The sequence below is a fragment of the Streptomyces sp. NPDC059582 genome, assembly GCF_042735715.1.
In the GTDB taxonomy this organism is placed as follows: Bacteria; Actinomycetota; Actinomycetes; order Streptomycetales; family Streptomycetaceae; genus Streptomyces.
Genome location: NZ_JBHWCC010000024.1, coordinates 29267 through 52317 on the forward strand (window position 1 = coordinate 29267; position 23051 = coordinate 52317).

19 protein-coding genes and 1 tRNA gene are annotated in these 23051 nt (G+C 70.0%); 13 read left to right on the plus strand and 7 right to left on the minus strand.

Annotation, left to right across the window (positions count from 1 at the left end):
- Positions 1-167: 167 nt before the first annotated feature.
- Positions 168-932, minus strand: a complete 765-nt coding sequence (locus ACFV0T_RS21155) for a potassium channel family protein (protein ID WP_385781159.1) — start codon at positions 930-932, stop codon at positions 168-170.
- A 78-nt stretch (positions 933-1010) separates the two neighbouring features.
- Positions 1011-3743, minus strand: coding sequence for a pyruvate dehydrogenase (acetyl-transferring), homodimeric type (gene aceE, locus ACFV0T_RS21160; protein WP_385781162.1), 2733 nt, complete (start codon positions 3741-3743; stop codon positions 1011-1013).
- A 363-nt stretch (positions 3744-4106) separates the two neighbouring features.
- On the opposite strand from aceE, the gene ACFV0T_RS21165 reads away from it, so the two are divergent.
- From ACFV0T_RS21165 to ACFV0T_RS21190, 6 genes are all read left to right on the plus strand, one after another.
- The gene (locus ACFV0T_RS21165; protein WP_385781165.1) at positions 4107-4547 is read left to right on the plus strand and encodes a DUF3052 domain-containing protein; all 441 of its coding nucleotides are present in this window, start codon (positions 4107-4109) and stop codon (positions 4545-4547) included.
- A 144-nt stretch (positions 4548-4691) separates the two neighbouring features.
- The gene (locus ACFV0T_RS21170; protein WP_385781168.1) at positions 4692-5150 is read left to right on the plus strand and encodes a peroxiredoxin; all 459 of its coding nucleotides are present in this window, start codon (positions 4692-4694) and stop codon (positions 5148-5150) included.
- A gap of 113 nt (positions 5151-5263) precedes the next feature.
- A complete protein-coding gene (locus ACFV0T_RS21175) occupies positions 5264-5839 on the plus strand; it encodes a TerD family protein (protein ID WP_385781171.1) in 576 nt (191 codons plus the stop codon).
- 149 nt (positions 5840-5988) lie between these two features.
- Positions 5989-6564, plus strand: coding sequence for a TerD family protein (locus ACFV0T_RS21180; RefSeq protein ID WP_385781173.1), 576 nt, complete (start codon positions 5989-5991; stop codon positions 6562-6564).
- A 169-nt stretch (positions 6565-6733) separates the two neighbouring features.
- Positions 6734-7879: a DUF475 domain-containing protein gene (locus tag ACFV0T_RS21185; protein WP_385781176.1), complete on the plus strand. Its 1146-nt coding sequence runs from the start codon at positions 6734-6736 to the stop codon at positions 7877-7879.
- Positions 7880-7986: 107 nt separating this feature from the next.
- Entirely contained in the window at positions 7987-8724 is a 738-nt protein-coding gene (locus ACFV0T_RS21190; protein ID WP_385781179.1) for a Tellurium resistance, read from the plus strand.
- A gap of 49 nt (positions 8725-8773) precedes the next feature.
- Here the strand turns inward: ACFV0T_RS21190 and ACFV0T_RS21195 are convergent, their stop codons facing one another.
- On the minus strand, positions 8774-9574 hold the full coding sequence (locus ACFV0T_RS21195; RefSeq protein ID WP_385781182.1) for a TerD family protein: 801 nt from the start codon (positions 9572-9574) through the stop codon (positions 8774-8776).
- Between the two features lie 199 nt (positions 9575-9773).
- On the opposite strand from ACFV0T_RS21195, the gene ACFV0T_RS21200 reads away from it, so the two are divergent.
- From ACFV0T_RS21200 to ACFV0T_RS21210, 3 genes are all read left to right on the plus strand, one after another.
- A complete protein-coding gene (locus ACFV0T_RS21200; RefSeq protein ID WP_385781185.1) occupies positions 9774-10940 on the plus strand; it encodes an HpcH/HpaI aldolase/citrate lyase family protein in 1167 nt (388 codons plus the stop codon).
- Positions 10941-11008: 68 nt separating this feature from the next.
- Positions 11009-13468, plus strand: a complete 2460-nt coding sequence (locus ACFV0T_RS21205; protein WP_385781188.1) for a phosphoribosyltransferase — start codon at positions 11009-11011, stop codon at positions 13466-13468.
- On the plus strand, positions 13468-14286 hold the full coding sequence (locus ACFV0T_RS21210; RefSeq protein ID WP_385781190.1) for an HAD family hydrolase: 819 nt from the start codon (positions 13468-13470) through the stop codon (positions 14284-14286). The genes ACFV0T_RS21205 and ACFV0T_RS21210 overlap by 1 nt, the downstream gene beginning before the upstream one ends.
- A 33-nt stretch (positions 14287-14319) precedes the next feature.
- Here the strand turns inward: ACFV0T_RS21210 and ACFV0T_RS21215 are convergent, their stop codons facing one another.
- Positions 14320-14541 (minus strand): zinc ribbon domain-containing protein, encoded by a 222-nt coding sequence (locus ACFV0T_RS21215; protein WP_385781192.1) that lies wholly within the window; start codon positions 14539-14541, stop codon positions 14320-14322.
- 237 nt (positions 14542-14778) lie between these two features.
- Between ACFV0T_RS21215 and ACFV0T_RS21220 the strand changes: the two genes are divergently transcribed.
- From ACFV0T_RS21220 to ACFV0T_RS21230, 3 genes are all read left to right on the plus strand, one after another.
- Positions 14779-17172, plus strand: a complete 2394-nt coding sequence (locus tag ACFV0T_RS21220; RefSeq protein ID WP_385781195.1) for a transglycosylase domain-containing protein — start codon at positions 14779-14781, stop codon at positions 17170-17172.
- A 49-nt stretch (positions 17173-17221) separates the two neighbouring features.
- Complete coding sequence (locus ACFV0T_RS21225; protein ID WP_385781198.1) at positions 17222-18490, plus strand: hypothetical protein; 1269 nt, start codon at positions 17222-17224, stop codon at positions 18488-18490.
- 121 nt (positions 18491-18611) lie between these two features.
- Complete coding sequence (locus ACFV0T_RS21230) at positions 18612-19784, plus strand: amidase domain-containing protein (protein WP_385781201.1); 1173 nt, start codon at positions 18612-18614, stop codon at positions 19782-19784.
- Between the two features lie 145 nt (positions 19785-19929).
- Here the strand turns inward: ACFV0T_RS21230 and ACFV0T_RS21235 are convergent, their stop codons facing one another.
- On the minus strand, positions 19930-21312 hold the full coding sequence (locus tag ACFV0T_RS21235) for a hypothetical protein (protein ID WP_385781204.1): 1383 nt from the start codon (positions 21310-21312) through the stop codon (positions 19930-19932).
- A gap of 73 nt (positions 21313-21385) precedes the next feature.
- Positions 21386-22162 (minus strand): DUF4097 family beta strand repeat-containing protein, encoded by a 777-nt coding sequence (locus ACFV0T_RS21240; protein ID WP_385781207.1) that lies wholly within the window; start codon positions 22160-22162, stop codon positions 21386-21388.
- A 183-nt stretch (positions 22163-22345) separates the two neighbouring features.
- Here ACFV0T_RS21240 and ACFV0T_RS21245 point away from each other — a divergent pair.
- Positions 22346-22420 (plus strand) — tRNA-Val (locus tag ACFV0T_RS21245).
- Positions 22421-22580: 160 nt separating this feature from the next.
- Here ACFV0T_RS21245 and ACFV0T_RS21250 read toward each other — a convergent pair.
- The gene (locus ACFV0T_RS21250) at positions 22581-22928 is read right to left on the minus strand and encodes a hypothetical protein (RefSeq protein ID WP_385781209.1); all 348 of its coding nucleotides are present in this window, start codon (positions 22926-22928) and stop codon (positions 22581-22583) included.
- Positions 22929-23051 lie beyond the last annotated feature (123 nt).

Consider the following 23051-nt stretch of genomic DNA (forward strand, 5'->3'; position numbering starts at 1 on the left):
GTAGCTCGTGTAGCTCGTGTAGCTCGTGAAGCGCGGGCAGCTCGTGCAGCCGTGTAGGCGGACGCGGGCAGCCGTGCCGCCGGGGCGGCACGGGCGGGCGCGACGGCACCCCGCGAGCGCGGGGTGAGCGCGCCCGCCCGCCCCCGGTGCGGCGCCGGCCGGCGAAGTCAGTGAGGCTGTTCCCCCACCAGGGGCTCAGGCACGGCCCCCGCACGGGACAGCGCCGCGACCTCCTCGCGCAGGGCCCGTACCTCCTCCGTCAGCCGCTCGATCGCCTCCGTCTGCCGCCGCTCCTCCACGTCGTCCTTCTCGAACCGCGCGATGAACCACGCGGCGATGTTCGCGGTCACGACACCCAACAGGGCGATGCCCGACAGCATCAGCCCCACGGCCAGCACCCGTCCCATGCCGGTGGTCGGCGCGTGGTCCCCGTACCCGACGGTCGTCATCGTCGTGAAGGACCACCACACGGCGTCACCCAGCGTCCGGATGTTCCCGTTCGGCGAGTCCCGCTCCACCGACAGCACGGCCAGCGAGCCGAACATCAGCAGTCCGACGACCGCCCCGCCGACGTACGTCGTCAGCCGGATCTGCGAGGCCATCCGCGCCCGCCGCCCCACCAGCATCAGCGTCGCCACCAGCCGCAGCAGCCGCAGCGGCTGGAGGATCGGCAGCACCACCGCGCACAGGTCCAGCCAGTGCGAACGGACGAACTCCCGGCGACGAGGAGCTGTCGCGAACCGCACCAGGTAGTCGGCGGCGAACGACCCCCACACCACCCATTCGGTCACCGTGCACGCGGTCGTCAGCGAGTGCCCGGCCGAACTGTCCACGATCGGCACGGCATAGGCGACGGCGAACACCACGGCGAGTGCCAGCAGCGGTCGCTGGGTGAGCTGTTCCCAGCGGGCTTGCGCCGATTGTTCCTGCATGACCGCATCGTAAGGAACGCGCGAAGGGCGACGGGACCGAGCAGTCCCGCCGCCCTTCATCCGGTCAGGCGCGTGGTGTCACGCGTCGCCGCCGGCCGCGCCCGGATGCGCCGCCGCGACGTCGAGCAGCTGGTACCGGTCGATGGCCTGCTTCAGCACCGACCGGTCGACCTTGCCCTCGCGCGCCAGCTCGGTCAGCACCGCGACCACGATCGACTGCGCGTCGATGTGGAAGAACCGGCGTGCCGCGCCGCGCGTGTCGGCGAACCCGAACCCGTCGGCGCCCAGCGACTGGTACGTCCCCGGCACCCACCGGGCGATCTGGTCCGGAACCGAGCGCATCCAGTCGGAGACCGCCACGACCGGTCCCTCGGCCCCGGTCAGCTTCTGCGTCACGTACGGCACGCGCTGCTCCTCCTCCGGGTGCAGCAGGTTGTGCCGCTCGACCTCCACCGCCTCGCGCCGCAGCTCGTTCCAGGAGGTCGCCGACCACACGTCGGCGCGTACGTTCCACTCCTCGGCCAGGATCCGCTGCGCCTCGACGGCCCACGGCTCGGCCACGCCCGACGCGATGATCTGCGCCGGAACCGTGCCCGCCGAGCCGGCGGCGATGCGGTGGATGCCCTTGAGGATGCCCTCCACGTCGACGTCCGCGGGCTCGGCCGGGTGCTGGATCGGCTCGTTGTAGACGGTGAGGTAGTAGAAGACGTCCTCGCTGTCCGGGCCGTACATCCGGCGCAGGCCGTCCTGCACGATGTGCGCGATCTCGTACCCGTAGGCCGGGTCGTAGGCGACACAGCCGGGGTTCGTCGAGGCGAGCAGCTGCGAGTGGCCGTCCGCGTGCTGAAGGCCCTCGCCGGTCAGGGTCGTACGCCCGGCGGTCGCACCCAGGACGAAACCGCGCGCCAACTGGTCGGCCATCTGCCAGAACTGGTCACCGGTGCGCTGGAATCCGAACATCGAGTAGAAGACGTAGACCGGGATGAGCGGCTCGCCGTGCGTCGCGTAGGCCGAGCCGGCCGCGATCAGCGAGGCCGTGCAGCCCGCCTCGGAGATGCCGTCGTGCAGCATCTGCCCGGTGGGCGACTCCTTGTAGGCCAGCAGGAGGTCGCGGTCAACGGACTCGTACTGCTGCCCCAGCGGGTTGTAGATCTTCGCGCTCGGGAAGAACGAGTCCATGCCGAACGTGCGGTACTCGTCCGGCGCGATCAGCACGAACCGCCGGCCGAGCTCCTTGTCCCGCATGAGGTCCTTCAGCAGCCGGACGAACGCCATGGTCGTGGCGATCGACTGCTGGCCGGAGCCCTTCTTCACGGTCGCGTACGCCGTGTCGTCCGGCAGGGCCAGCGGCTGGGAGCGCACGACGCGCGTCGGGACGTACCCGCCGAGCCCCTTGCGCCGGTCGTGCATGTACTGGAGCTCCTCCGAGTCACGGCCCGGGTGGTAGTACGGCGGCGCGCCCGACTCCAGCTCCCGGTCGGAGATCGGCAGGTGCAGCCGGTCCCGGAAGCCCTTGAGGTCGGCGACCGTCAGCTTCTTCATCTGGTGCGTGGCGTTGCGGCCCTCGAAGTTCGGGCCGAGCGTCCAGCCCTTGATGGTCTTGGCCAGGATGACCGTGGGCTGGCCGCTGTGCTCGACGGCGGCCTTGAAGGCGGCGTAGATCTTCCGGTGGTCGTGACCACCGCGGCCCAGGTGCAGGATCTGGTCGTCGGTCATGTTCTGGACCATCGCGCGCAGCCGGTGGTCGTCGCCGAAGAAGTGGTCGCGGATGTAGCCGCCGGACTCGGTGGCGTACGTCTGGAACTGGCCGTCCGGGGTCGTGTTCATCTTGTTGACGAGGATGCCGTCGCGGTCCTGGGCGAGCAGCGGGTCCCACGTCCGGTCCCAGATCAGCTTGATCACGTTCCAGCCGGCACCCCGGAAGACCGACTCCAGCTCCTGGATGATCTTGCCGTTGCCGCGCACCGGGCCGTCGAGCCGCTGGAGGTTGCAGTTGACGACGAAGGTCAGGTTGTCCAGGCCCTCGCGCGCGGCGATGCTCAGCTGGCCCAGCGACTCAGGCTCGTCCATCTCGCCGTCGCCGAGGAACGCCCACACGTGCGACCTGGAGGTGTCGGCGATGCCGCGCGCGTGCATGTAGCGGTTCATCCGGGCCTGGTAGATCGCGCCGATCGGGCCGAGGCCCATCGACACGGTCGGGAACTCCCAGAACCCGGGCATCAGCCGCGGGTGCGGATACGAGGACAGGCCGTACGGGGCCTTCGACTTCTCCTGGCGGAACCCGTCCAGGTGCTGGTCGCTGAGGCGGTCCAGCAGGTAGGCGCGCGCGTAGATGCCCGGGGAGGCGTGGCCCTGGAAGAAGACCTGGTCGCCGCCGTCGCCCTCGTCCTTGCCGCGGAAGAAGTGGTTGAAGCCGACGTCGTACAGCGAGGCGGAGGAGGCGAACGTGGCGATGTGGCCACCGACGCCGATGCCGGGCCGCTGGGCGCGCGAGACCATCACGGCCGCGTTCCAGCGGGTCGCGTTGAGGATCCGGCGCTCGATCTCCTCGTTGCCCGGGAAGAAGGGCTCGGCTCTGGTGGGGATGGTGTTGACGTAGTCCGTGCTGCGCATCTCCGGCACGGCCACGCGCTTCTCGCGGGCCCGCTCGATCAGCCGGAGCATGAGGTACCGGGCTCGCTCCCGGCCGCGCTCGTCGATGGCCGCGTCCAGGGAGTCGAGCCACTCCTGGGTCTCTTCGGGATCGAAGTCAGGAACCTGACTCGGAAGGCCGCCAATGATGATCGGGTTTCGATCGGATCCGGAAGCCACGCTGTTCCTTACTTGTCAGAGGGCTGTTTTTGCTGTTCTTTCCCGGGTTCTCGGTGGTCCTGCACCGTTCCCCATCGTGTACCTCGGGGCGGCAATCGTCATCTCTACTCAGAGGTAACCCGGATCTGCGTCAGCTCTTCCGGATTCCCAAACGGACAAAGGGGGCACAAGGGTGTGGTGTGAGTCACTCCCGGCCGCGACGGCGTGCCTGGAGTTGGGGCGACACGGCCCGGATCGTCACCGTTTCGGCGGTCTGAACCGCCGGGTACTTGCGCGATCCGTCCCGCCCGTGTGGACTACGGCCAATGCTTCGCGCACGCGCGTGGCTGAGATATTCACCAAGACATGATCAGGAGGCAACCCGTGAGCGCGACCGCGGACCACGCGGAGGAGCGGACTAACCCTGCCGTCAGGCTGGGTTTCCAGCCCGAGCAGGTGGTCCAGGAGATCGGCTACGACGACGACGTAGACCAGGAACTCCGCGAGGCCATTGAAGAAGTTGTCGGCAGCGACCTGGTGGACGAGGACTACGACGACGTAGCCGATGCCGTGGTGCTGTGGTTCCGCGACGAGGACGGCGACCTGACCGATGTACTCGTGGACGCCACCACGTACATCGAAGAGGGCGGTGCGATCCTGCTTCTCACGCCGAAGACCGGACGTGATGGCTACGTGGAGCCGAGCGACATCTCGGAAGCCGCGACGACGGCGGGGCTGTCGGCCTCCAAGAGCGTCAGCGTGGGCAAGGACTGGATCGGCAGCCGGCTGCTGACCCCGAAGGCGGCCAAGACCCACAAGAAGTAAGCCCCGGTCCCACCCTCCGGACGGGCTGACGGTCAAGGTCAGCCCGTCCGAAGCTCTGTCGTGCGTACTGCGTAGGGTGGTCGTGGCGCTGCCGGTGTTCGCAGCGCTCTCACCCGAGCAGCCCACCGGAAGGGAAGCACGACGATGGCGATCCAGGTCGGCGACAAGGCCCCCGACTTCGAGCTCAAGGACAACCACGGCGCGAGCGTGAGGCTCTCCGACTTCCGCGGCGAGAAGAACGTGGTCCTGCTCTTCTACCCCTTCGCCTTCACCGGCGTCTGCACCGGTGAGCTGTGCGAGCTGCGTGACAACCTGCCGCAGTTCTCCGACCGCGACACCGAGCTGCTCGCCGTCTCCAACGACTCCATCCACACCCTGCGCGTCTTCGCCGAGCAGGAGGGCCTGGAGTACCCGCTGCTCTCCGACTTCTGGCCGCACGGCGAGGTCTCGCGCGCCTACGGCGTCTTCGCCGAGGACAAGGGCTGCGCGGTGCGCGGCACCTTCGTCATCGACAAGACGGGCGTCGTCCGCTGGACCGTCGTCAACGGCCTGCCGGACGCGCGTGACCTGAACGAGTACGTCAAGGCGCTCGACACCCTGTGATTGTTCAGCTCCAGGGCCTGCGGTGCGCGGGAACCCGTTACTAGGATCGACTCGTTGATCCGATGCCAGAGCACGAAGGGGCTCCCCGCCCCCCGGACACCAATGGAGGACTCGTGGGAGTCAGCCTCAGCAAGGGCGGCAACGTTTCGCTGACCAAGGAGGCCCCGGGCCTGACCGCGGTCATCGTCGGTCTGGGGTGGGACGCACGCTCCACCACCGGCACCGACTTCGACCTGGACGCCAGCGCGCTGCTGCTGGACACCTCGGGCAAGGTCGGCAACGACGCGAATTTCGTCTTCTTCAACAACCTGAAGAGCCCGGACGGTTCGGTCGAGCACACCGGCGACAACCTCACCGGTGAGGGCGAGGGCGACGACGAGCAGATCAAGGTCAACCTCGCCGGCGTCCCGGCCGACGTCGACAAGATCGTCTTCCCGGTCTCGATCTACGACGCGGAGAACCGCCAGCAGTCCTTCGGCCAGGTGCGCAACGCCTTCATCCGCGTGGTGAACCAGGCCGGCGGCGCCGAGATCGCCCGGTACGACCTGTCCGAGGACGCCTCGACGGAGACCGCCATGGTCTTCGGCGAGCTGTACCGCAACGGCGCGGAGTGGAAGTTCCGCGCCATCGGCCAGGGCTACGCCTCGGGCCTGCGCGGCATCGCGCAGGACTTCGGCGTCAACGTCTGAGCCGTGAGCTCCATCCGAGGAGCTACGGAGTCCAGCGGGGCTCCGAGGAGTTTCGAGGAGTGACGTCTCGACCGGCGCCGCACCGTTTACGGGCGGCGCCGGACGTGCAGGACAACCGAAGAAGCACGACCTAGGGGAGGACCAGCATCATGGGCGTCACGCTCGCCAAGGGGGGCAACGTCTCCCTGTCCAAGGCCGCGCCGAACCTCACGCAGGTGATGGTCGGGCTCGGCTGGGACGCACGCTCCACCACCGGAGCCCCCTTCGACCTCGACGCCAGCGCGCTCCTGTGCCGGGACGGACGGGTGCTGGGCGACGAGTGGTTCGTGTTCTACAACCAGCTCAAGAGCCCGGACGGCTCGGTGGAGCACACCGGCGACAACCTCACCGGTGAGGGCGAGGGCGACGACGAGTCGATCCTCGTGGACCTCTCCAAGGTGCCGGCCCACTGCGACAAGATCGTCTTTCCCGTCTCCATCCACCTGGCCGACGAGCGCGGCCAGACCTTCGGCCAGGTCAGCAACGCCTTCATCCGCGTCGTCAACCAGGCCGACGGCCAGGAACTCGCCCGCTACGACCTCAGTGAGGACGCGTCCACGGAGACCGCGATGATCTTCGGCGAGCTGTACCGGTACCAGGGCGAGTGGAAGTTCCGAGCCGTGGGCCAGGGGTACGCGTCGGGTCTGCGGGGCATCGCCATGGACTTCGGCGTCAACGTCTCGTAGGGATCGCGTGCGGCCGTGACCAGGGACTGAGGCTCTGGACCTGCGGCTCTCCGGGCACGTGGGCCCGCCCATGTCGTCCGGAGCGCCGTGCCTCTAGACTTCGGGGTCAATACTTCGTAAAGCCGAGTGCGGCGCGGGGGAGCCCCGTACACACAGGATTGGGTAGCCAGTGCTTCTGAAAACCTTCGGCTGGTCGTTCGCGGTCACCGCGCTCGGCCTGGTCGCAGCGGTCTTCTACGGGGGGTGGGAGGCGTTCGGCATCGTCGCGATCCTCTCCGTTCTCGAGATCTCGCTGTCGTTCGACAACGCGGTGGTCAACGCCGGAATCCTGAAGAAGATGAGTGCCTTCTGGCAGAAGATCTTCCTCACGGTCGGTGTGCTCATCGCCGTCTTCGGCATGCGACTGGTCTTCCCCGTCGTCATCGTCGCGATCAGCGCCAAGATCGGCCCCATCGACGCGGTCGACCTCGCGCTCAACAACAAGGACCACTACCAGGAACTGGTCACCGACGCCCACCCGGCGATCGCCGCCTTCGGCGGAATGTTCCTGCTCATGATCTTCCTCGACTTCATCTTCGAGGACCGTGACATCCAGTGGCTGCGCTGGATCGAGCGGCCGCTGGCCAAGCTCGGCAAGGTCGACATGCTGTCGGTCTGCATCGCGCTGATCGTCCTGCTGATCACCTCCTTCACCTTCGCGACCCACGCCCACCAGCACGGCGGCGCGCATGTCGACAAGGCGCAGACGGTACTGATCGCCGGTGTCGCCGGCCTGATCACCTACATGGTCGTCGGCGGCCTCTCCGGCTACTTCGAGGACAAGCTCGAAGAGGAGGAGGAGCGCGAGCACGAGGAAGAGGAGGAGGCCCAGCGGACCGGCAAGAAGAAGCCGCCCATCGTCCTCGCGGGCCAGGCCGCGTTCTTCATGTTCCTCTACCTCGAGGTCCTGGACGCGTCCTTCTCCTTCGACGGCGTGATCGGCGCCTTCGCGATCACCAACGACATCGTCCTGATGGCTCTCGGCCTCGGTATCGGCGCGATGTACGTCCGGTCGCTCACGGTCTACCTGGTCCGCCAGGGCACCCTCGACGACTACGTCTACCTGGAGCACGGCGCCCACTACGCGATCGGCGCGCTCGCCGTGATCCTCATGGTCACGATCCAGTACCAGATCAACGAGGTCATCACCGGTCTCGTCGGCGTCGTCCTGATCGCCTGGTCGTTCTGGTCCTCCGTACGCCGCAACCGCGCACTGGCGGCGGCCGAGGGAAAAGCAGGCTCGGACGAGAAAGCTGAAGTCTCGTCCGGGGTGTGATCACCAGCTGAGCGAGGAACGCTCTGTGCGGGGCGGCCGACGAGGACGAGTCCTCCGGCCGTCCCGCTGGTCTGTCCAGTGCACGTGAAGGTGGGGGTGGGGCGGGTATGGGCTTCTTCGACGGGCTGTGGCGCGGGCGGGAGCTCGACTTCGACTCGGGCAGCGCGGCCAGCAACGCCATCGAGCTGACCAAACGGCACCACCAGGTCTCCCTCACCAAGCAGGGCGCGGCCACCGGCAACCTGCGCATCAACCTGACCTGGCGGATGCGGACCTCCGACATCGGCGGCACCCAGCGGGAGAGCCTGCTGCGGCACCCGTTCAAGGCGCTCAGGCCTCCGGAGGTCGTCGGCCACAGTCAGAGCATGGTCAACGTCGACCTGGACCTCGGCTGCCTCTACGAGCTCAAGGACGGCACCAAGGGCGTCGTCCAGCCGCTGGGGGGCTATCTCGGCGACGTCAACGCGCCGCCGTACGTGAAACTCAGCGGCGACGACCGCTTCGGCTCGGCGTCCGGCGAGACGGTCTACGTCAACCTCGACCACCGGGACGACATCAAACGCCTCCTGGTGTTCGTGTACATCTACGACCAGACGCCCGCCTTCGACCGTACCCACGCCATCGTCACCCTCTACCCGAGCAACGGCCCGCGGATCGAGATAGGCCTGGACGAACGCCACCCCCAGGCCCGCTCCTGCGCGGTCGTGATGATCGAGAACGTCAAGGACGAGCTCATCGTCCGCCGCGAGGTGAAGTTCGTGTACGGCTTCCAGGCGGAACTCGACCGGCTGTACGGGTGGGGGCTGCAGTGGGGCCGGGGTTACAAGACGAAGGTCGAGGGCTGACGCCCCCGACCCGTCCGCTCCGGTGCCGTGGCCGTTGCCTGTTGCGGCACTAGCGGCCGACGAACTGCGGGCCCTGCGGCGGCAGCCGGAACTCCGCGGCGGGGACCGCCGGCACCGGCTGGGGATAGCCGTACGCGGGCTGGCCGGCCGGCTGCGGGTACCCGTAGGCGGGCTGGGTCGCCACCGGCGGCTGCGGGTACCCGTAGGCGGGCTGGGCGGGTACGGCGTTCGACTGCTGCTCCGGAGGCAGCGGCTGGGCCGTGGTGGGCGGCGGGGGCTGGGCGGCCTGCGACTCCTCCGCCGCCTCCGCCTCGTCCACCGAGATGCCGAAGTCGGTCGCGAGACCCTTCAGCCCGTTCGAGTAGCCCTCGCCCAGCGCCCGGAACTTCCAGCCGTCCCCGCGCCGGTAGAGCTCGCCGCAGATCAGCGCGGTCTCCCCGCCCGTCTCCGGCTTGACGTCGAAGTACGCCAGCGGTTCGCTCTCGGTGACCGAGGCGTCGTACAGCAGGATGCGCAGCGACCGTACGCGATCGAACGTGACGCCGTCCGCCGAAGCGACCAGCAGAATCTGGCCGACCCCGGGCTCGACACCGACGAGATCTGTCTGGATCGTATCGGTGAGGCCCTCGGCGACCCGCTTCTTGCCGAGTCGCCAGACCTTCCCGGAGGGGTGCCGGGGCTGGTTGTAGAAAACGAAGTCCTCGTCGGAGCGCACCCGACCGTCGAGGCCGAGGAGCAGCGCGGAGGCATCGACATCCGGGACCCCCTGCCCGGGCGTCCAGCGCAGCACGGCGCGCACCGTCGTAGCCTCGACCGGGACGTTCGACCCCTTCAGCATCGCGTGCGTCATACGGTCATCCTGCCCTCTCGGTCCTGATCACGACAATGCGGGGCCGGGCCCGGACACGGTGACCCACTGTGTTTGCCTGCGTTACCTGAACTTCATGCCCGGCGGGAACCTCTGACATGGATCCTTACGTACTATTACCGGCCACCCATAGACACTTCACGGACTGGTCCGCCACGTTCCGTCACCACAGGGGAGCTCAATGCGTCATTTCGGGCATATTGCCCCTGAGGTACGGCAGCGCCTCTTCCATCAGGAGCCGTGCGAGTTCACCGCGGACTCCCCGGCCCGGCTGCTCTCCGCGGCGCTCGGCGCCACCCTCTACAGCCCGGCCACCCGGCCCCAGCTCGCCGACGACATCGTCAAGCAGGCCGGGCGCGGCGTGGTCTCGATGGTGCTGTGCCTGGAGGACTCGATCGACGACGCGGACGTCGAGCACGGCGAGGAGAACCTGGTCCGCCAGTTCGCCGACCTGGACGCCCGCACCGGCACCGGCCTCCCGCTGCTGTTCATCCGGGTCCGCACCCCCGAGCAGATCCCCGACCTGGTCCGCCGCCTCGGCCCCACCGTCCGCCGGCTGTCCGGCTTCGTGATGCCGAAGTTCACCGAGGAACGCGGCATGCCGTTCCTCGAGGCCCTCACCACCGCGGAGACGGCGAGCGGCCGGCGCCTGTTCGCGATGCCGGTGCTGGAGTCGCCCGAGCTGCTGTACCGCGAGTCGCGGGTCGAGACCCTGGAGGGCATCGCCCGCGCGGTCGACAAGTACCGCGGCCGGGTGCTCGCGCTGCGCCTCGGCGTGACCGACTTCTGCTCCTCGTACGGCCTGCGCCGGGCCCCCGACATGACGGCGTACGACGTCCAGATCGTCGCCTCCGTGATCTCCGACGTGGTGAACATGCTGGGCCGCGCCGACGGCACCGGCTTCACGGTGACCGGCCCGGTGTGGGAGTACTTCCGCGTCCCCGAGCGCATGTTCAAGCCGATGCTGCGGCACAGCCCCTTCATGGAAGGACAGGCCGTCGAGCTGCGCGAGATACTGATAGAGCACGCCATGGACGGACTGCTGCGGGAGATCTCCCTGGACCATGCCAACGGCCTGCTCGGCAAGACCTGCATCCATCCCTCCCATGTGCCGGCCGTGCACGCGCTGTCCGTCGTCAGTCACGAGGAGTTCAGTGACGCGGCGGACATCCTGCGGCCCGAGCGCGGCGGCGGGGGAGTGCTGAGGTCGGCGTACACCAACAAGATGAACGAGGTGAAGCCGCACCGCGCCTGGGCCGAGCGGACCATGCTGCGCGCGGAGGTCTTCGGCGTCGCGCACGAGGACGTCAGCTTCGTCGACCTGCTCGCCGCCGGCATCCCGAGCTGAACCGCCGAACCGGCTGAACCGGCCGCTTCCGAGGGAACCGGCCAGAACCGGCTACACACAAGGGACGTATGAACAAGGCAGTGAACGACGGGGTCTGGTCCGGTGCCTGGGTCGCCCAGCGGCTCGGGATCGAACTCGTGGGCGACGGCAAACTGAGCGACCTGGTGGGGCTGGCGCTGCGCCGCAACCCCAAGCGGGCCCATCTGCTCGTGTCGAACGTGCTCGGCAAGCACGTGCCGCAGTCGCCGTCCGTGGTCTACGGCTACGGATACGCCCTCGGCCGCCGGGTGCGCGACCTGCTCGGCGCCGAGGAGGCGGCCGAGGCGGTCGTCCTCGGCTACGCGGAGACCGCCACCGGGCTCGGCCACTCCGTCGCCGACGGGCTGGGCGCCGCTCCCTGTCTGCACTCCACCCGTCGCCCGGTCGCCGGCGTGGCGACCGCGGGCGGCTTCGAGGAGTCCCACTCGCACGCCACCTCCCACCTGCTGCTGCCCGAGGACCCGGCCCTGCTGGTCGGCGGCGGTCCGCTGGTCCTGGTCGACGACGAGTTCTCCACCGGCAACACGGTCCTGAACACCATCAGGGACCTGCACGAGCGCTATCCGCGCGGGCGGTACGTCGTCGTCGCGCTCGTCGACATGCGCTCGGCGGCCGACGCGGGCCGCCTGGCGGCGCTCGCGCGGGAGCTCGGCGCCCGGGTGGACCTGGTGGCGGCCGCCTCCGGGACCGTGCGGCTTCCGGAGGGCGTGCTGGAGAAGGGCCAGGAGCTGGTCGCCCGGTACGAGTCCGCCGCGCTCCCCGCCCCGCGCCCGCAGGGCCGTGTCGAACGCGTCGACCTGTGCTGGCCGCGCGGTCTGCCCGACGGCGGCCGGCACGGCTTCACGGCCCGGCACCGCAGGCGCCTGGAGTCCGCGCTGCCCGCCATGGCGGCCCGGCTCGCCGAGGCGATACCCGACGACGCCCGGCGCGTCCTCGTCCTCGGCTTCGAGGAGCTGATGTACGCACCGCTGCGGCTGGCCCGCGAGCTCGAACAGGTCGTGGCCGCCGAGGTGCGCTACTCCACCACCACCCGCTCACCCGTCCTGGCCGTCGACGACCCCGGCTACGCGATACGCAGCCGACTGGTCTTCCCCGCCCACGACGACCCGGCCGACGGCCCCGGTGAGCGCTACGCCTACAACGTCGCCGGAGCCGGTTTCGACGCGGTCGTGGCGGTCGTGGACTCGGTCGCCGACACGGCCTCACTGCACGCCCCCGACGGCCTCCTCGCCCGGCTCGCCGAGCACGCCCCGCACGTCCTGCTCGCGGTCGTGCCCTCGTACGTCCCCGAACCGCTGTACGCCGCCGCCTTGCCGGAAGAGAGACCCGCCATGCTGCCCGAGCCCCTCCGCGGCCCCGCCTTCTCCTCGTACGCGCCGGAGGAGGTCGGCTGGCTGCTCCAGGACCTCTCGGACGTGACGCTGGAGGCGCCGACCGAGGAGCGCGAGGAGGCCATCCAGAGCGGCGGCGCGCACTACGCCGAGTCGCTGCCGGTGGAGTACCAGCCGAGCGAGCAGTACCAGGAGCTGTTCCACACGGCCCTCGGCATCTCGGCCGACCGCATCGCCCACGCCGTCGGAGTGGTCACCGAGACCGTGATCGCGGAGCGCTCGCCGCGCCCGGTGCTGGTCTCGCTGGCCCGCGCGGGCACGCCGGTCGGCGTCCTGATGCGCCGCTGGGCCCAGTACCGGCACGGCCTCGACCTGCCCCACTACGCCGTGTCGATCGTGCGCGGCCGGGGCATCGACGTCAACGCGCTGCGCTGGCTGGCCGCCCACCACGACCCGTCCGACGTGGTCTTCGTCGACGGCTGGACCGGCAAGGGCGCCATCACCCGGGAACTCGCCGACGCCCTGAGGGAGTTCGAGGAGTCCGACGGCGTCTCGGGCTTCGACCCGGAGATCGCGGTCCTGGCCGACCCGGGCTCGTGCGTGCGTACGTACGGCACCCGGGAGGACTTCCTCATCCCGTCCGCGTGCCTCAACTCGACCGTGTCGGGGCTCATCTCACGGACGGTGCTGCGCGCGGACCTGGTGGGCCCGCACGACTTCCACGGCGCGAAGTTCTACCGCGAACTCGCCGGCACGGACGTGTCGGTGGACTTCCTCGACGCGGTCGCCGCGCGCTTCGGCGAGGTCATGGACACGGTGGACGCGGCCGTCAAGGAGCTGCTGGCCGCCGACCGCACCCCGACCTGGGAGGGCTGGGCGGCCGTCGAGCGGATCAGCGAGGAGTACGGCATCCACGACGTGAACCTGGTCAAGCCCGGCGTCGGCGAGACCACACGGGTGCTGCTGCGCCGGGTGCCGTGGAAGATCCTCGCGCGGGCCGGCGCGGGCGCCGACCTCGACCACGTCCGCCTGCTGGCGGAGCAGCGCGGGGTGCCCGTCGAGGAGGTGGGGGAACTGCCCTACACCTGCGTGGGGTTGATCCACCCGAAGTTCACGCGCGGCGCGACCGGCGCCGACGGCAAGGCGGTGACGGTCTGATGCCGGTGCTGGTGGCGAGCGACCTCGACCGTACGCTCATCTACTCCGCGGGGGCCCTGGCGCTGACCATGCCCGACGCGCGGGCCCCGCGGCTGCTGTGCGTGGAGGTGCACGAGAGCAGGCCGCTGTCGTACCTGACGGAGACGGCGGCCGGGCTGCTCACCGAGCTCGGCGACGCGGCGGTGTTCGTGCCGACCACGACCCGCACCCGCAAGCAGTACCTGCGCATCAACCTGCCGGGTCCGGCGCCCACGTACGCGATCTGCGCCAACGGCGGCCATCTGCTGGTGGACGGCGTGTCCGACGAGGACTGGCACGCGCGGGTGAACGCGCGGCTGGCCGACGAGTGCGCGCCGCTGGCGGAGGTGCAGGAGCACCTGACGCGCACGGCGGACCCGGTCTGGCTGCGCAAGGAGCGGGTCGCCGAGAACCTGTTCGTCTATCTGGTCGTCGAGCGCGAGCTGTTGCCCGAGGAGTGGGTGAAGGAGCTCGCGGCCTGGGCGGAGAACCTCGGCTGGACGGTGTCGCTCCAGGGCCGCAAGATCTACGCGGTGCCGAAGCCGCTCACCAAGGGCGCGGCCGTGCGTGAGGTCGCCCGCCGCACCGGCGCCGACCTCACCCTCGCGGCCGGCGACTCACTGCTGGACGCGGACCTGCTGCTGGCCGCGGACCAGGGCTGGCGGCCGGGGCACGGCGAACTGGCCGACGCCGACTGGACGGCGCCAGGGATCACCGCGCTGCCCGAGCGGGGCGTGCTGGCGGGCGAGCGCATCCTGCGCGAGTTCCTGCGCGTGTCGCGCCCCCAGCACCACCCTTAGGCCGCCCCCGGCAACGCTTCTGGGCCGCCGCCGTCAGCCGCAGCAGCCTCCGCCGCAGCACCCGCCGCCTCCGCCGCCCGCCCCGGGCGCGGGGGCGGACGCGGTGGCCGAGCCGCCCACCGCGACCGTTGAGAGCAACTTCACTGTGTCGTCGTGTCCGGCCGGGCAACTCGCCGGTGCGGAGGACTCGGCCATGGGACGGCTGAGTTCGAACGTGTCGCCGCAGGTCCGGCAGCGGTATTCGTAGCGAGGCATGTGCTCAGGCTAACGGCCGCGACCGCTAACGTGAGCTCTAAATTTTGCTATGCGATCGGTTCTGTCGGTTTCTCGTGCGGAGAAATTGCAAAGATCGCTGGTAATTTGGCAGAGCCGCGATGAGCCGCGGGGCCTTGGCCTCGGTCCGGCAAGAGCGACACAGGGGGATCTCAGCCGCGTACGCGGCAGCTGTGTCGGCCCGCGCGAGCACCACGGAGTGCGGAGGGAGACGCAGTCGTGACCGAGGAGGGGCAGGGGGCCGAGGCCCAGGGGGACGGTCGACGCCACGGTCGCCGTGCCGCGCCGAAACGTTCCCGTCACCGTACGGAGGGGGAGGCACCGGCCGAGGAGCCGCCGTCGTCGGACGTCACCATGCAGCTCAGGTTCGAGCCGCCGTCGGACGAGACCATGCAGCTCAGGTTCGAGCCGCCGCCGCCGGCGGACGCCACCATGGAACTGCGGGTCGTCCAGCGGTCGGAGCTGCCCGACCGCTCCGCCCGCGACGGCAGGACCCCGCCGGCCGCCGCGCCGACCACCCTCCTCGGCCGCCTCGCCGCCGCCGTGGCGCCGCTCCTGGCCGCGCCGGCCCGGTTCCTGGCGCCCGTCACCCGCCGGCTGGCGCCCTACGCCGACCGGCTGGCCCCGTACGCCCGCCGGCTGGCGCCCTACGCCCGCAGGCTCAGGCCGCAGTACCCACGCCCCGGCCGCGCCGACTGGCGCCGCTGGATACCCTCCTGGCGGCAGTCGCTGGGCGCCGTGGTCTCGGCCGTGGGCATGTCCGGCGCGTTCCTGGTCGTCGCGTACGCCGCGACCGACATCCCGGAGAACCTGAACAGCTACGCCACCCAGCAGGACAACGTCTTCTTCTGGTCCGACGGGACGCCCATGGCCCGTACCGGCTGGGTGCAGCGGCAGGCCATGCCTCTGAAGGACATACCCGAGGACGTCCGCTGGGCGGTCGTGGCGGCGGAGAACGCCAGCTTCTACTCCGACCCGGGCATATCCGTCTCCGGCATCGGCCGCGCCGTGTGGCGCACGGTCGGCTCCGGAGACACCCAGGGCGGCTCCACCATCACGCAGCAGTACGTCAAGAACGTCTACCTGAACCAGAACCAGACGGTCAGCCGCAAGTTCACCGAGGCGATGATCGCCCTCAAGCTCGACAACCGGATGAGCAAGGACAAGATCCTCGAGGGCTACCTCAACACCAGCTGGTTCGGCCGCGGCACCTACGGCATCCAGCGCGCCGCCCAGGCCTACTACGGCAAGGAGGTCGGCGATCTCAACGTCAGCGAGGCCGCCTTCTTGGCCTCCCTGCTCAAGGGCGCCGGGCTGTACGACCCGACGCTGAGCCAGGCCAACCACGCGCGCGCCGTGGAGCGCTGGAACTGGATCCTCGACCGCATGGTGGACGTCGGCAAGCTGTCGCCCACCGAGCGGGCCACGTACAAGAAGTTCCCCGAGCCGCTGAAGCGGTCCCCGAGCTTCGACACCGGCAAGCAGAGCGACTACCTGGTCGAACTGGCCCAGCAGTACGCCAAGAAGGCCGCCGGCATCTCGGACAAGGACTTCGACCTCGGCGGCTACCAGATCTACACGACCTTCGACCGCAAGCGGGAGACCTCGCTCACCGACGCCGTCGCCAAGGCCCGCAAGGAGGCGAAGGAGGACGACCCCGGCGCCGCGAGGACCGCCCACTACGGCGCCTCCTCGATCGCCTCCGACGGCCGTATCCTCGCCGTCTACGGCGGCCCCGACCACCGTACGCAGGGCTACAACGAGTCCAACGCCACCACGGTCCCGGCCGGTTCGGCCTTCACGCCCTTCGTCTACGCCGCCGGTCTCGAACACGGCGTCCGCAAGACCCGCGACGGCACCGTGAGCACGGTGACCGGCGAGTCGCTCTACGACGGTGACGACGGCGTGCCCGTCTCCACGCCGGAGGGGCCCTACTGGGACCGCAGCGGCAAGAAGGTCGCCGCCCACAACGACGGCGAGAAGTCCTACGGGCAGATCAGCCTGCACCAGGCGCTCGCCAACTCCGTGAACACCCCGTTCATGCAACTCGGCATGGACACCGGTCTCGACACCGTGCGCGGCACCGCCGAGGCTGCCGGGCTGCTGTCCTCCAGCTTCGGCGCGCAGGTGCCCGCGCTGTCCCTGGGCAACTCCACGCCCAGCGCGATCCGCATGGCGAGCGCGTACGGGACCTTCGCCGCCGACGGCAGGCACGTCGAGCCGTACTCGGTGAGCCGGATCACCCGCAACGGCTCCAAGGTCACGCTGAAGAAGCCCGCGTCCCGGCGAGCGATGAGCCAGAAGGTGGCCGAGGAGGTCGAGGCCGCGCTCGCGGACGCCTTCCGCACCGCCCATCCGACGGATGCGGGCACCACCGCCGGCGCACCGGCGGTCACCGCCTCCGACGAGGTGGCCGGAAAAATCGGAACCACTCAGAACGACACCGCCCTCTGGTATGTCGGCACGGCCAAGTCCGTGTCGACCGCGGTGGTCGTCTACCGCATGGATCTGGCCAAGAGCCTCGAGCCACTGCCGCTGAAGGGGATCGCGGGCACGGCCTCCGACAGCGTCCCGTACGACATCTGGTCGGGTGCCATGAGTCCCCTCGGCTGACCCCCGCACCGGGCACCCGCACCCCACTCCCTCGGAGAATGAGCCGCACATGAAGTCACCGTCCGGCCGCCGCCGCGCAGGCCGCGCACCGCGCCGCACCACCCGCCCCGGGTTCCTCACCCTGGCGGCCTTCCTGGTCGCGGCGTCCCTGGTCGCGGGCTACCTGGTCCTGACCCGCTCGGACAGCACCGCTCCGACGGCGTCCTCGGGCAAGGGGGCGACGCCCAAGGCGAGCGAGTCCCCGTGGGACGGCAAGACCAAGGTGCTCGGGGACGGCTCCACCTCCTACACCGGCCCGCAGACCGGCGAGTTGAAGGCGGTTCCGCTCAAACCGGGCGAGAAGCCTCCCCAGTTCGTCGTGTTCTCCTGGGACGGCGCCCTCCAGGGCGACGACGAGCTCTTCTCGCACTACCGGGAGCTGGCCAAGGAGTACGACGCCCACATGACGTTCTTCCTCACGGGCATCTACCTGCTGCCCAAGAGCAAGAAGGACCTCTACAACCCTCCGCAGCACCCCCGGGGTTCGGCCGCGATCAGCTTCCCCACCGACGAGCACATCCGCACCACGCTGGAACAGCTCGGCAAGGCCTGGGAGGACGGGAACGAGATCGGCACGCACTTCAACGGCCACTTCTGCGAGGCCAAGGGCGGCGGCGAGTGGAGCGTCGACGAGTGGAAGAGCGAGATCGACCAGTTCTTCGACTTCGTGGAGCGCTGGAAGACCAACACCGGCTACACCGACATCGCGCCGCTGCCCTTCGACTTCAAGAAGGAGGTCGCCGGCGGCCGCGCCCCCTGCCTGGAGGGCCAGGCGAACCTGCTGAAGGCCATCAAGGGCTACGGCTGGAAGTACGACGCCAGCTCCGCCGGCGACTTCCAGATATGGCCCAGGAAGAAGAACGGCATCTGGGACTTCCCGCTCCAGATGCTCCCGTACGAGGGCGGCAAGTACCAGGGCCTGTCCATGGACTTCAACTTCCTCTACAACCAGTCCGAGGGCGAGACCCAGGGCGACACGGCCAAGTTCCCCGAGTGGGAACAGGAGACCGTCGGCTCCTACATGGCCGGCTTCAACCGCGTGTACTACGGCAGCCGGGCACCGCTGTTCATCGGCAACCACTTCGAGGACTGGAACGGGGGCATCTACATGAAGTCCATCGACCAGGTCATCAAGAACGTGTGCACCAAGAAGGGCGTCAAGTGCGTGTCCTTCAAGGAGTTGGCCGCCTGGATGGACGTGCAGAAGCCCGAGACCCTGGAGCGGCTGCGCAGCCTGGACCCGGCCCAGTCGCCGGACTGGTCGACGGTGGTGAAGTGACCGGTGCGGCAACCGGTGAAGTAACCAAACCTCTACCGTATCCCCCTTCACACGGCACACACATGTCGTGCGAAGATTCCGTTCCCGGCGTCCCCAGTGCCGGGGTAGAGGGGAAACATCAGTGAAGTCAAGGAAATTGAGCCGTACGCGCCGCCGCGCCACCATACTCGGGGCGGCCGCCGCGTCGGTCGTCGCCGGTGTGGCGCTGCTGCCCAACTGGAGCGCGGGCGCCGCCGTCGTCGACGACCCCACGGTGGACGCCAAGACGAAGGCCACCTTCCAGCGGCTGGCGGACGCGGTCTTCACCGACCGCACCGACGCCCTGGTCACCGGCCGGCAGAGCAACCGCGCGAAGCCGCTGACGCAGGGCTTCTCCGGGGACGTCCAGGTGTCCTCGGGTGTGTCCCGCAGCGAGGACACCGCGCTGTCCACGCTGGACCAGCGCAAGGGCCGGCTCGCGAAGGCCGGCGAGAAGTACAGCAAGGCCGGCACCACCGTCACGCTGGACGCCACGAACGTGAAGGGCCGCAAGGCCAAGGTCGCGGTCACCGAGACGACGACCCTGACCTACGCCAAGGTCCGCGGCGACGAGCCGAGGACCACCGGTTTCCAGGCCCACCACGAGCTGACGTTCACCGCCGACCAGCAGGGCACCTGGCGGCTGACCGACATCAAGGACACCGACGCGGGCCTCGCGGTCAACACGGTGGCCAAGCCCTCCGTCAAGGCCGCCAAGGCCGACGACACCATGCCGTCGGCTCCCCGTGCGGCGACCACGTACCCCGCCGCTGCGAAGCCCAAGACCCTCACCGGCGGGGCCCTGGACTACAAGGCCATGGCCACGTACGCGGAGAAGTACTGGAACAAGTACAACACCGCCTACCCGGACTACAACGGGCACGGTGCCGGCGGCGACTGCACCAACTTCGTCAGCCAGTCCCTGAAGGCCGGCGGCTGGAAGCACGTCCCCGGCTACGTGTACGACTACACCAAGTGGTTCGGCACCGCGGACATCCAGTCGGACTCGTTCGTCGGCGTCAACGAGTGGTCCTGGTTCGCGCAGAACTCCAAGCGGACCACGAGCCTCGCCAACGTCTACCAGCTGGAGGTCGGCGACGTCCTCCAGATGGACTTCGACAAGGACGGGTCCAAGGACCACACGATGATCGTCACGTACAAGAGCCCGCAGGGCGTGCCGTACGTGACGTACCACTCCAACAACACCTACCGTCGCTCGGTGGCGAGCCTCGTCGCGTCGTACCCGACCGCCGCGTTCTACGCCTACCGCACCTGACGCGACCGCTCCCGCCGTCCCGGCCCGGCGTGGCCCAGGTGGCGGGAGCGTCCGTACGGGTTGCCGTGCGGCAGGGTCGTGCCGACCCTGCCGCACTTCGCGTGCAGCCCGGCACCGATCGCGTGCCGCCGGGGGCAGCGGGCGCTCAGTGCCCCGCGCCGCGTTCCTCCCGGATCTGCGAGACCACGCCCGCCACCGACCGCCGTACCGCTTCCGTCTCCGTCAGGAAGTGCCAGTAGTCGGGGTGGCGGCCCTCCAGCGTGCCGATCGCGCGCTCCAGACGGGCCACCGAGTCGTCCAGCGGCCGTGCGTGCCGCGGGTCCGGCGTCGTACGCCCCGACATGGCCAGCCGCTGCGCGTCCCGGATCGCGAACCGGGTCCGCTCGATCTCCCGCTGCGGGTCCTTCTGCACGGCGTTCAGCCGGGTCAGCCGGTCACCGGCGGCCGACACGGCCTCGTCCGTGGTGTTGAGCAGCGCCCGCGCCGTGGACAGCAGCGCGGTGGCGTCCGGCCAGCGCTGCGCGTCCCGCGCGGTCTGGGCCTCCGTCAGTTTCAGCTCGGCCTGCCGGACGTTCTCCCCGGCCTGCTCCGGCACCTGCTGGAGATCCTGCCAGCACGCGGCCGAGAACCGCCGCCGCAGCTCGCTCAGCACCGGGTCGACCTGCCCGGCACGGGTGGTCAGCGCCTGGGCCCGGGTGCGCAGCGACACCAGCCGGTGGTCGATCTCGGCGGCCTTCTCCGGCAGTCGCCCGGCCTCCGCGCGGATCGCCTCGGCCTCCCGGGACACCCGCTCGGCCCGCTCCAGCGTCTGCGGGACGCCGTGCTGCCCGGCCCCCTGGTTCAGCCGGGTCAGCTCCGGTCCGAGGGCGGCGAGCCGGGCGGCGAGGTCGTCCGCCCGCAGTCCCGCCTCCCGGGTGCCGTCCAGAGCGTTCGAGGCGCCCAGCAGCGCCTGCCGGGCCCGCTCGACGGCGGGCGCGAGCCGGGCCAGCTGGGTCTCGGCCTTGCCCAGCAGCGGCCCGAGCCCGTCGGTGAACCGGTCCAGCTCCTGCTTGACGCGGTCGAGTTCGTCCTTGGCCCGGGTGAAATCGGTACGGGCGCGGACCGCGGCGGCCGCCTCCAGGTCGTCGCGGTCGAGGTCGTGCGCGTCGACGGCGTCGATGTACTGCCGGCTGGCCTCGTCGATCCGGCCGCCGATCGCCTCGAAGTCGGAGACCGAGCGCCGGGCGGCGGGGGAGGCGTCGACGGCTGTGATCGTCTCGACGGAGATCCGCAGATCGCGCTGGGCGGTGTCCAGCTCGTAGAACGCGGCGGCGGCCGCGTCCTTCGCGGCCTGCGCCTCGGCCCGCTGGCTCTCCGCCCGCCCGCCGAACCAGCGCCGGGTGCCGCCGCCGGCGAAGGCGGCGGGCAGCGCGAGGGCCACGACGAGCGGCAGACCCAGCAGGGTCAGTGTGTCCCGCAGTGCGCGTCGCACGGGACGGGGTGCCCCCGGCACCGACGGCGAGTACGGCTTTCCTGGTGTCGCCGTCACATCCCTCTCCCGTGCTGTGATCCGCCCTGCCCGGTTCATTCTCCCACCGGTTATGGACGAACACACGGGTCGGTCAGTTCGCGGTACGGACCGTGACTTTCCCGTCGCCGGTGTGGGCGGACACGACATGGGAGCTGTTGTCGTCCCGGGGCACCGAGACGTCCACCGCGCCGTCCCCCGTCTCGGTGGTCACGCGGTACGTGGCCCGGGGCAGCGCGACGGTGACGGACCCGTCGCCGCTGCGGGTCTCCACCAGGTCCGGCACGGCGCCGAGTTCGAGCCGGATCGAGCCGTCGCCGCTGTGCGCGCTCACCCGCCGCGAGGTGACGTCGGCCCGGACGGATCCGTCGCCCGAACGCAGCTCCAGCGGCCCGGCGGAGTCGCTGACGTGCACGGACCCGTCGCCCGTACGGATGCTCAGCGCGTCCTCGAACCCGCGCGCCCGCACGCTCCCGTCCCCGTCCTCGACCCGCACCGCGACGCCCCGCGGCACCTCGATCCGGTGCTTCGCCGCACAGTCGGCGACGACGCCGGAGCACTTCATCCGCAGCACCAGCCGGTCGTCCTTCATGGACCAGGTCACCTTCGGGTCCCCGCCGACGACCACGGATCCCTGGAACCAGCGGGTGACCGCTATCCGGCCCGCCGGGTTCGTGTCCGCGGCGACGATCTCCAGCGCCGAGTCGTCGGAGTCGACGGTGAGGGTGCGGCCGTGCAGGGCGAAGGACCGGTGGTCGGGGTCCTTGTCGTCACCGGCGGAGGCACCGCAGCCGGTGGCGGTGGCGACGACGACCACGACGACACCGGCGGCGAGGGCCGCGCGGGCGGTGGCGGGAACGGTACGGGTCATGGTGGTCTCCCCCTGGACGGACGCCGGGTCGACGCCGACCCGGACGACTACGACCGTACGGACCGGCGGCCCGCCGGGGGATCCGGCGCACTCCCGGATCGCGGGTGGGGGTAACCCCCGTATCGGCCCGGATTCACGTTTGCGGGACAGTGGCCCCGGCAATGTAGGCTGTCGACTCGTCCTGGGTGCGTAGCTCAGGGGTAGAGCGCCTGCCTTACAAGCAGGATGTCGGCGGTTCGAAACCGTCCGCGCCCACCAGGACCGGCGTACTCGTCGGCGTGAGGACCCCCGCAGTGTGACTGTGGGGGTCCTTCGCGTTTCCCCGAGGTGCGTGTCTGCGTGTTCCCGCGCCGTTCTGTGTGGTCCGCGTTTCGGGGTGCGCGTTCCGGAGGGGGCGAGCCGCTGCGCACGGGACGCGCTACTCTCCGTCGTCGCCGGGCGGAGTTCCGTGCGCGTGCTTGAGCCGGGTGCGGGCCTCCATCCGGTCCCCGGCGGCGACCTCCGCCCAGAACCGGTGACAGCTCACGAACACCGCGAGTTCGTGCTCGCGCAGCCGGAGCTTCTCGACCTCGGCCTGCTCGTCCGCCGTCCAGCCCGGAGAGGCGGGGCGCTCCACCCGGCGCCAGCCGTTGTCGTCGCTGAAGCCGTCCAGCGGCTCGACCGACCAGGGGAGCCGCTTCAGCAGGGCCGACAGCTCGGCCCGGACCTGATGCAGCTCCTCCTGGCCGGAGCGGAGGTCACTGGGGAAGTCATAGGTCGTAGCCACGCGGCAATGCTACGCCTGTTCGATTTTGCGGTGCGAGTTTCTTCCGGAGGTTCATGCGAACGAGTGTTCCGAACAGGAGTTCTATTGGGGAAGGAGTTCGGTGACCGTCCAGGGCCCGGGCCT

What these genes read in the sequence shown, in the direction of transcription:
- ACFV0T_RS21190 (WP_385781179.1), top strand. Translation starts at nt 7,987, where the DNA reads ATGGGCTTCTTCGACGGGCTGTGGCGCGGGCGGGAGCTCGACTTCGAC.
- ACFV0T_RS21155 (WP_385781159.1), bottom strand. Translation starts at nt 932, where the DNA reads ATGCAGGAACAATCGGCGCAAGCCCGCTGGGAACAGCTCACCCAGCGA.
- ACFV0T_RS21205 (WP_385781188.1), top strand. Translation starts at nt 11,009, where the DNA reads ATGAACAAGGCAGTGAACGACGGGGTCTGGTCCGGTGCCTGGGTCGCC.
- ACFV0T_RS21180 (WP_385781173.1), top strand. Translation starts at nt 5,989, where the DNA reads ATGGGCGTCACGCTCGCCAAGGGGGGCAACGTCTCCCTGTCCAAGGCC.
- ACFV0T_RS21215 (WP_385781192.1), bottom strand. Translation starts at nt 14,541, where the DNA reads ATGCCTCGCTACGAATACCGCTGCCGGACCTGCGGCGACACGTTCGAA.
- ACFV0T_RS21210 (WP_385781190.1), top strand. Translation starts at nt 13,468, where the DNA reads ATGCCGGTGCTGGTGGCGAGCGACCTCGACCGTACGCTCATCTACTCC.
- ACFV0T_RS21240 (WP_385781207.1), bottom strand. Translation starts at nt 22,162, where the DNA reads ATGACCCGTACCGTTCCCGCCACCGCCCGCGCGGCCCTCGCCGCCGGT.
- ACFV0T_RS21200 (WP_385781185.1), top strand. Translation starts at nt 9,774, where the DNA reads ATGCGTCATTTCGGGCATATTGCCCCTGAGGTACGGCAGCGCCTCTTC.
- ACFV0T_RS21170 (WP_385781168.1), top strand. Translation starts at nt 4,692, where the DNA reads ATGGCGATCCAGGTCGGCGACAAGGCCCCCGACTTCGAGCTCAAGGAC.
- ACFV0T_RS21225 (WP_385781198.1), top strand. Translation starts at nt 17,222, where the DNA reads ATGAAGTCACCGTCCGGCCGCCGCCGCGCAGGCCGCGCACCGCGCCGC.
- ACFV0T_RS21195 (WP_385781182.1), bottom strand. Translation starts at nt 9,574, where the DNA reads ATGACGCACGCGATGCTGAAGGGGTCGAACGTCCCGGTCGAGGCTACG.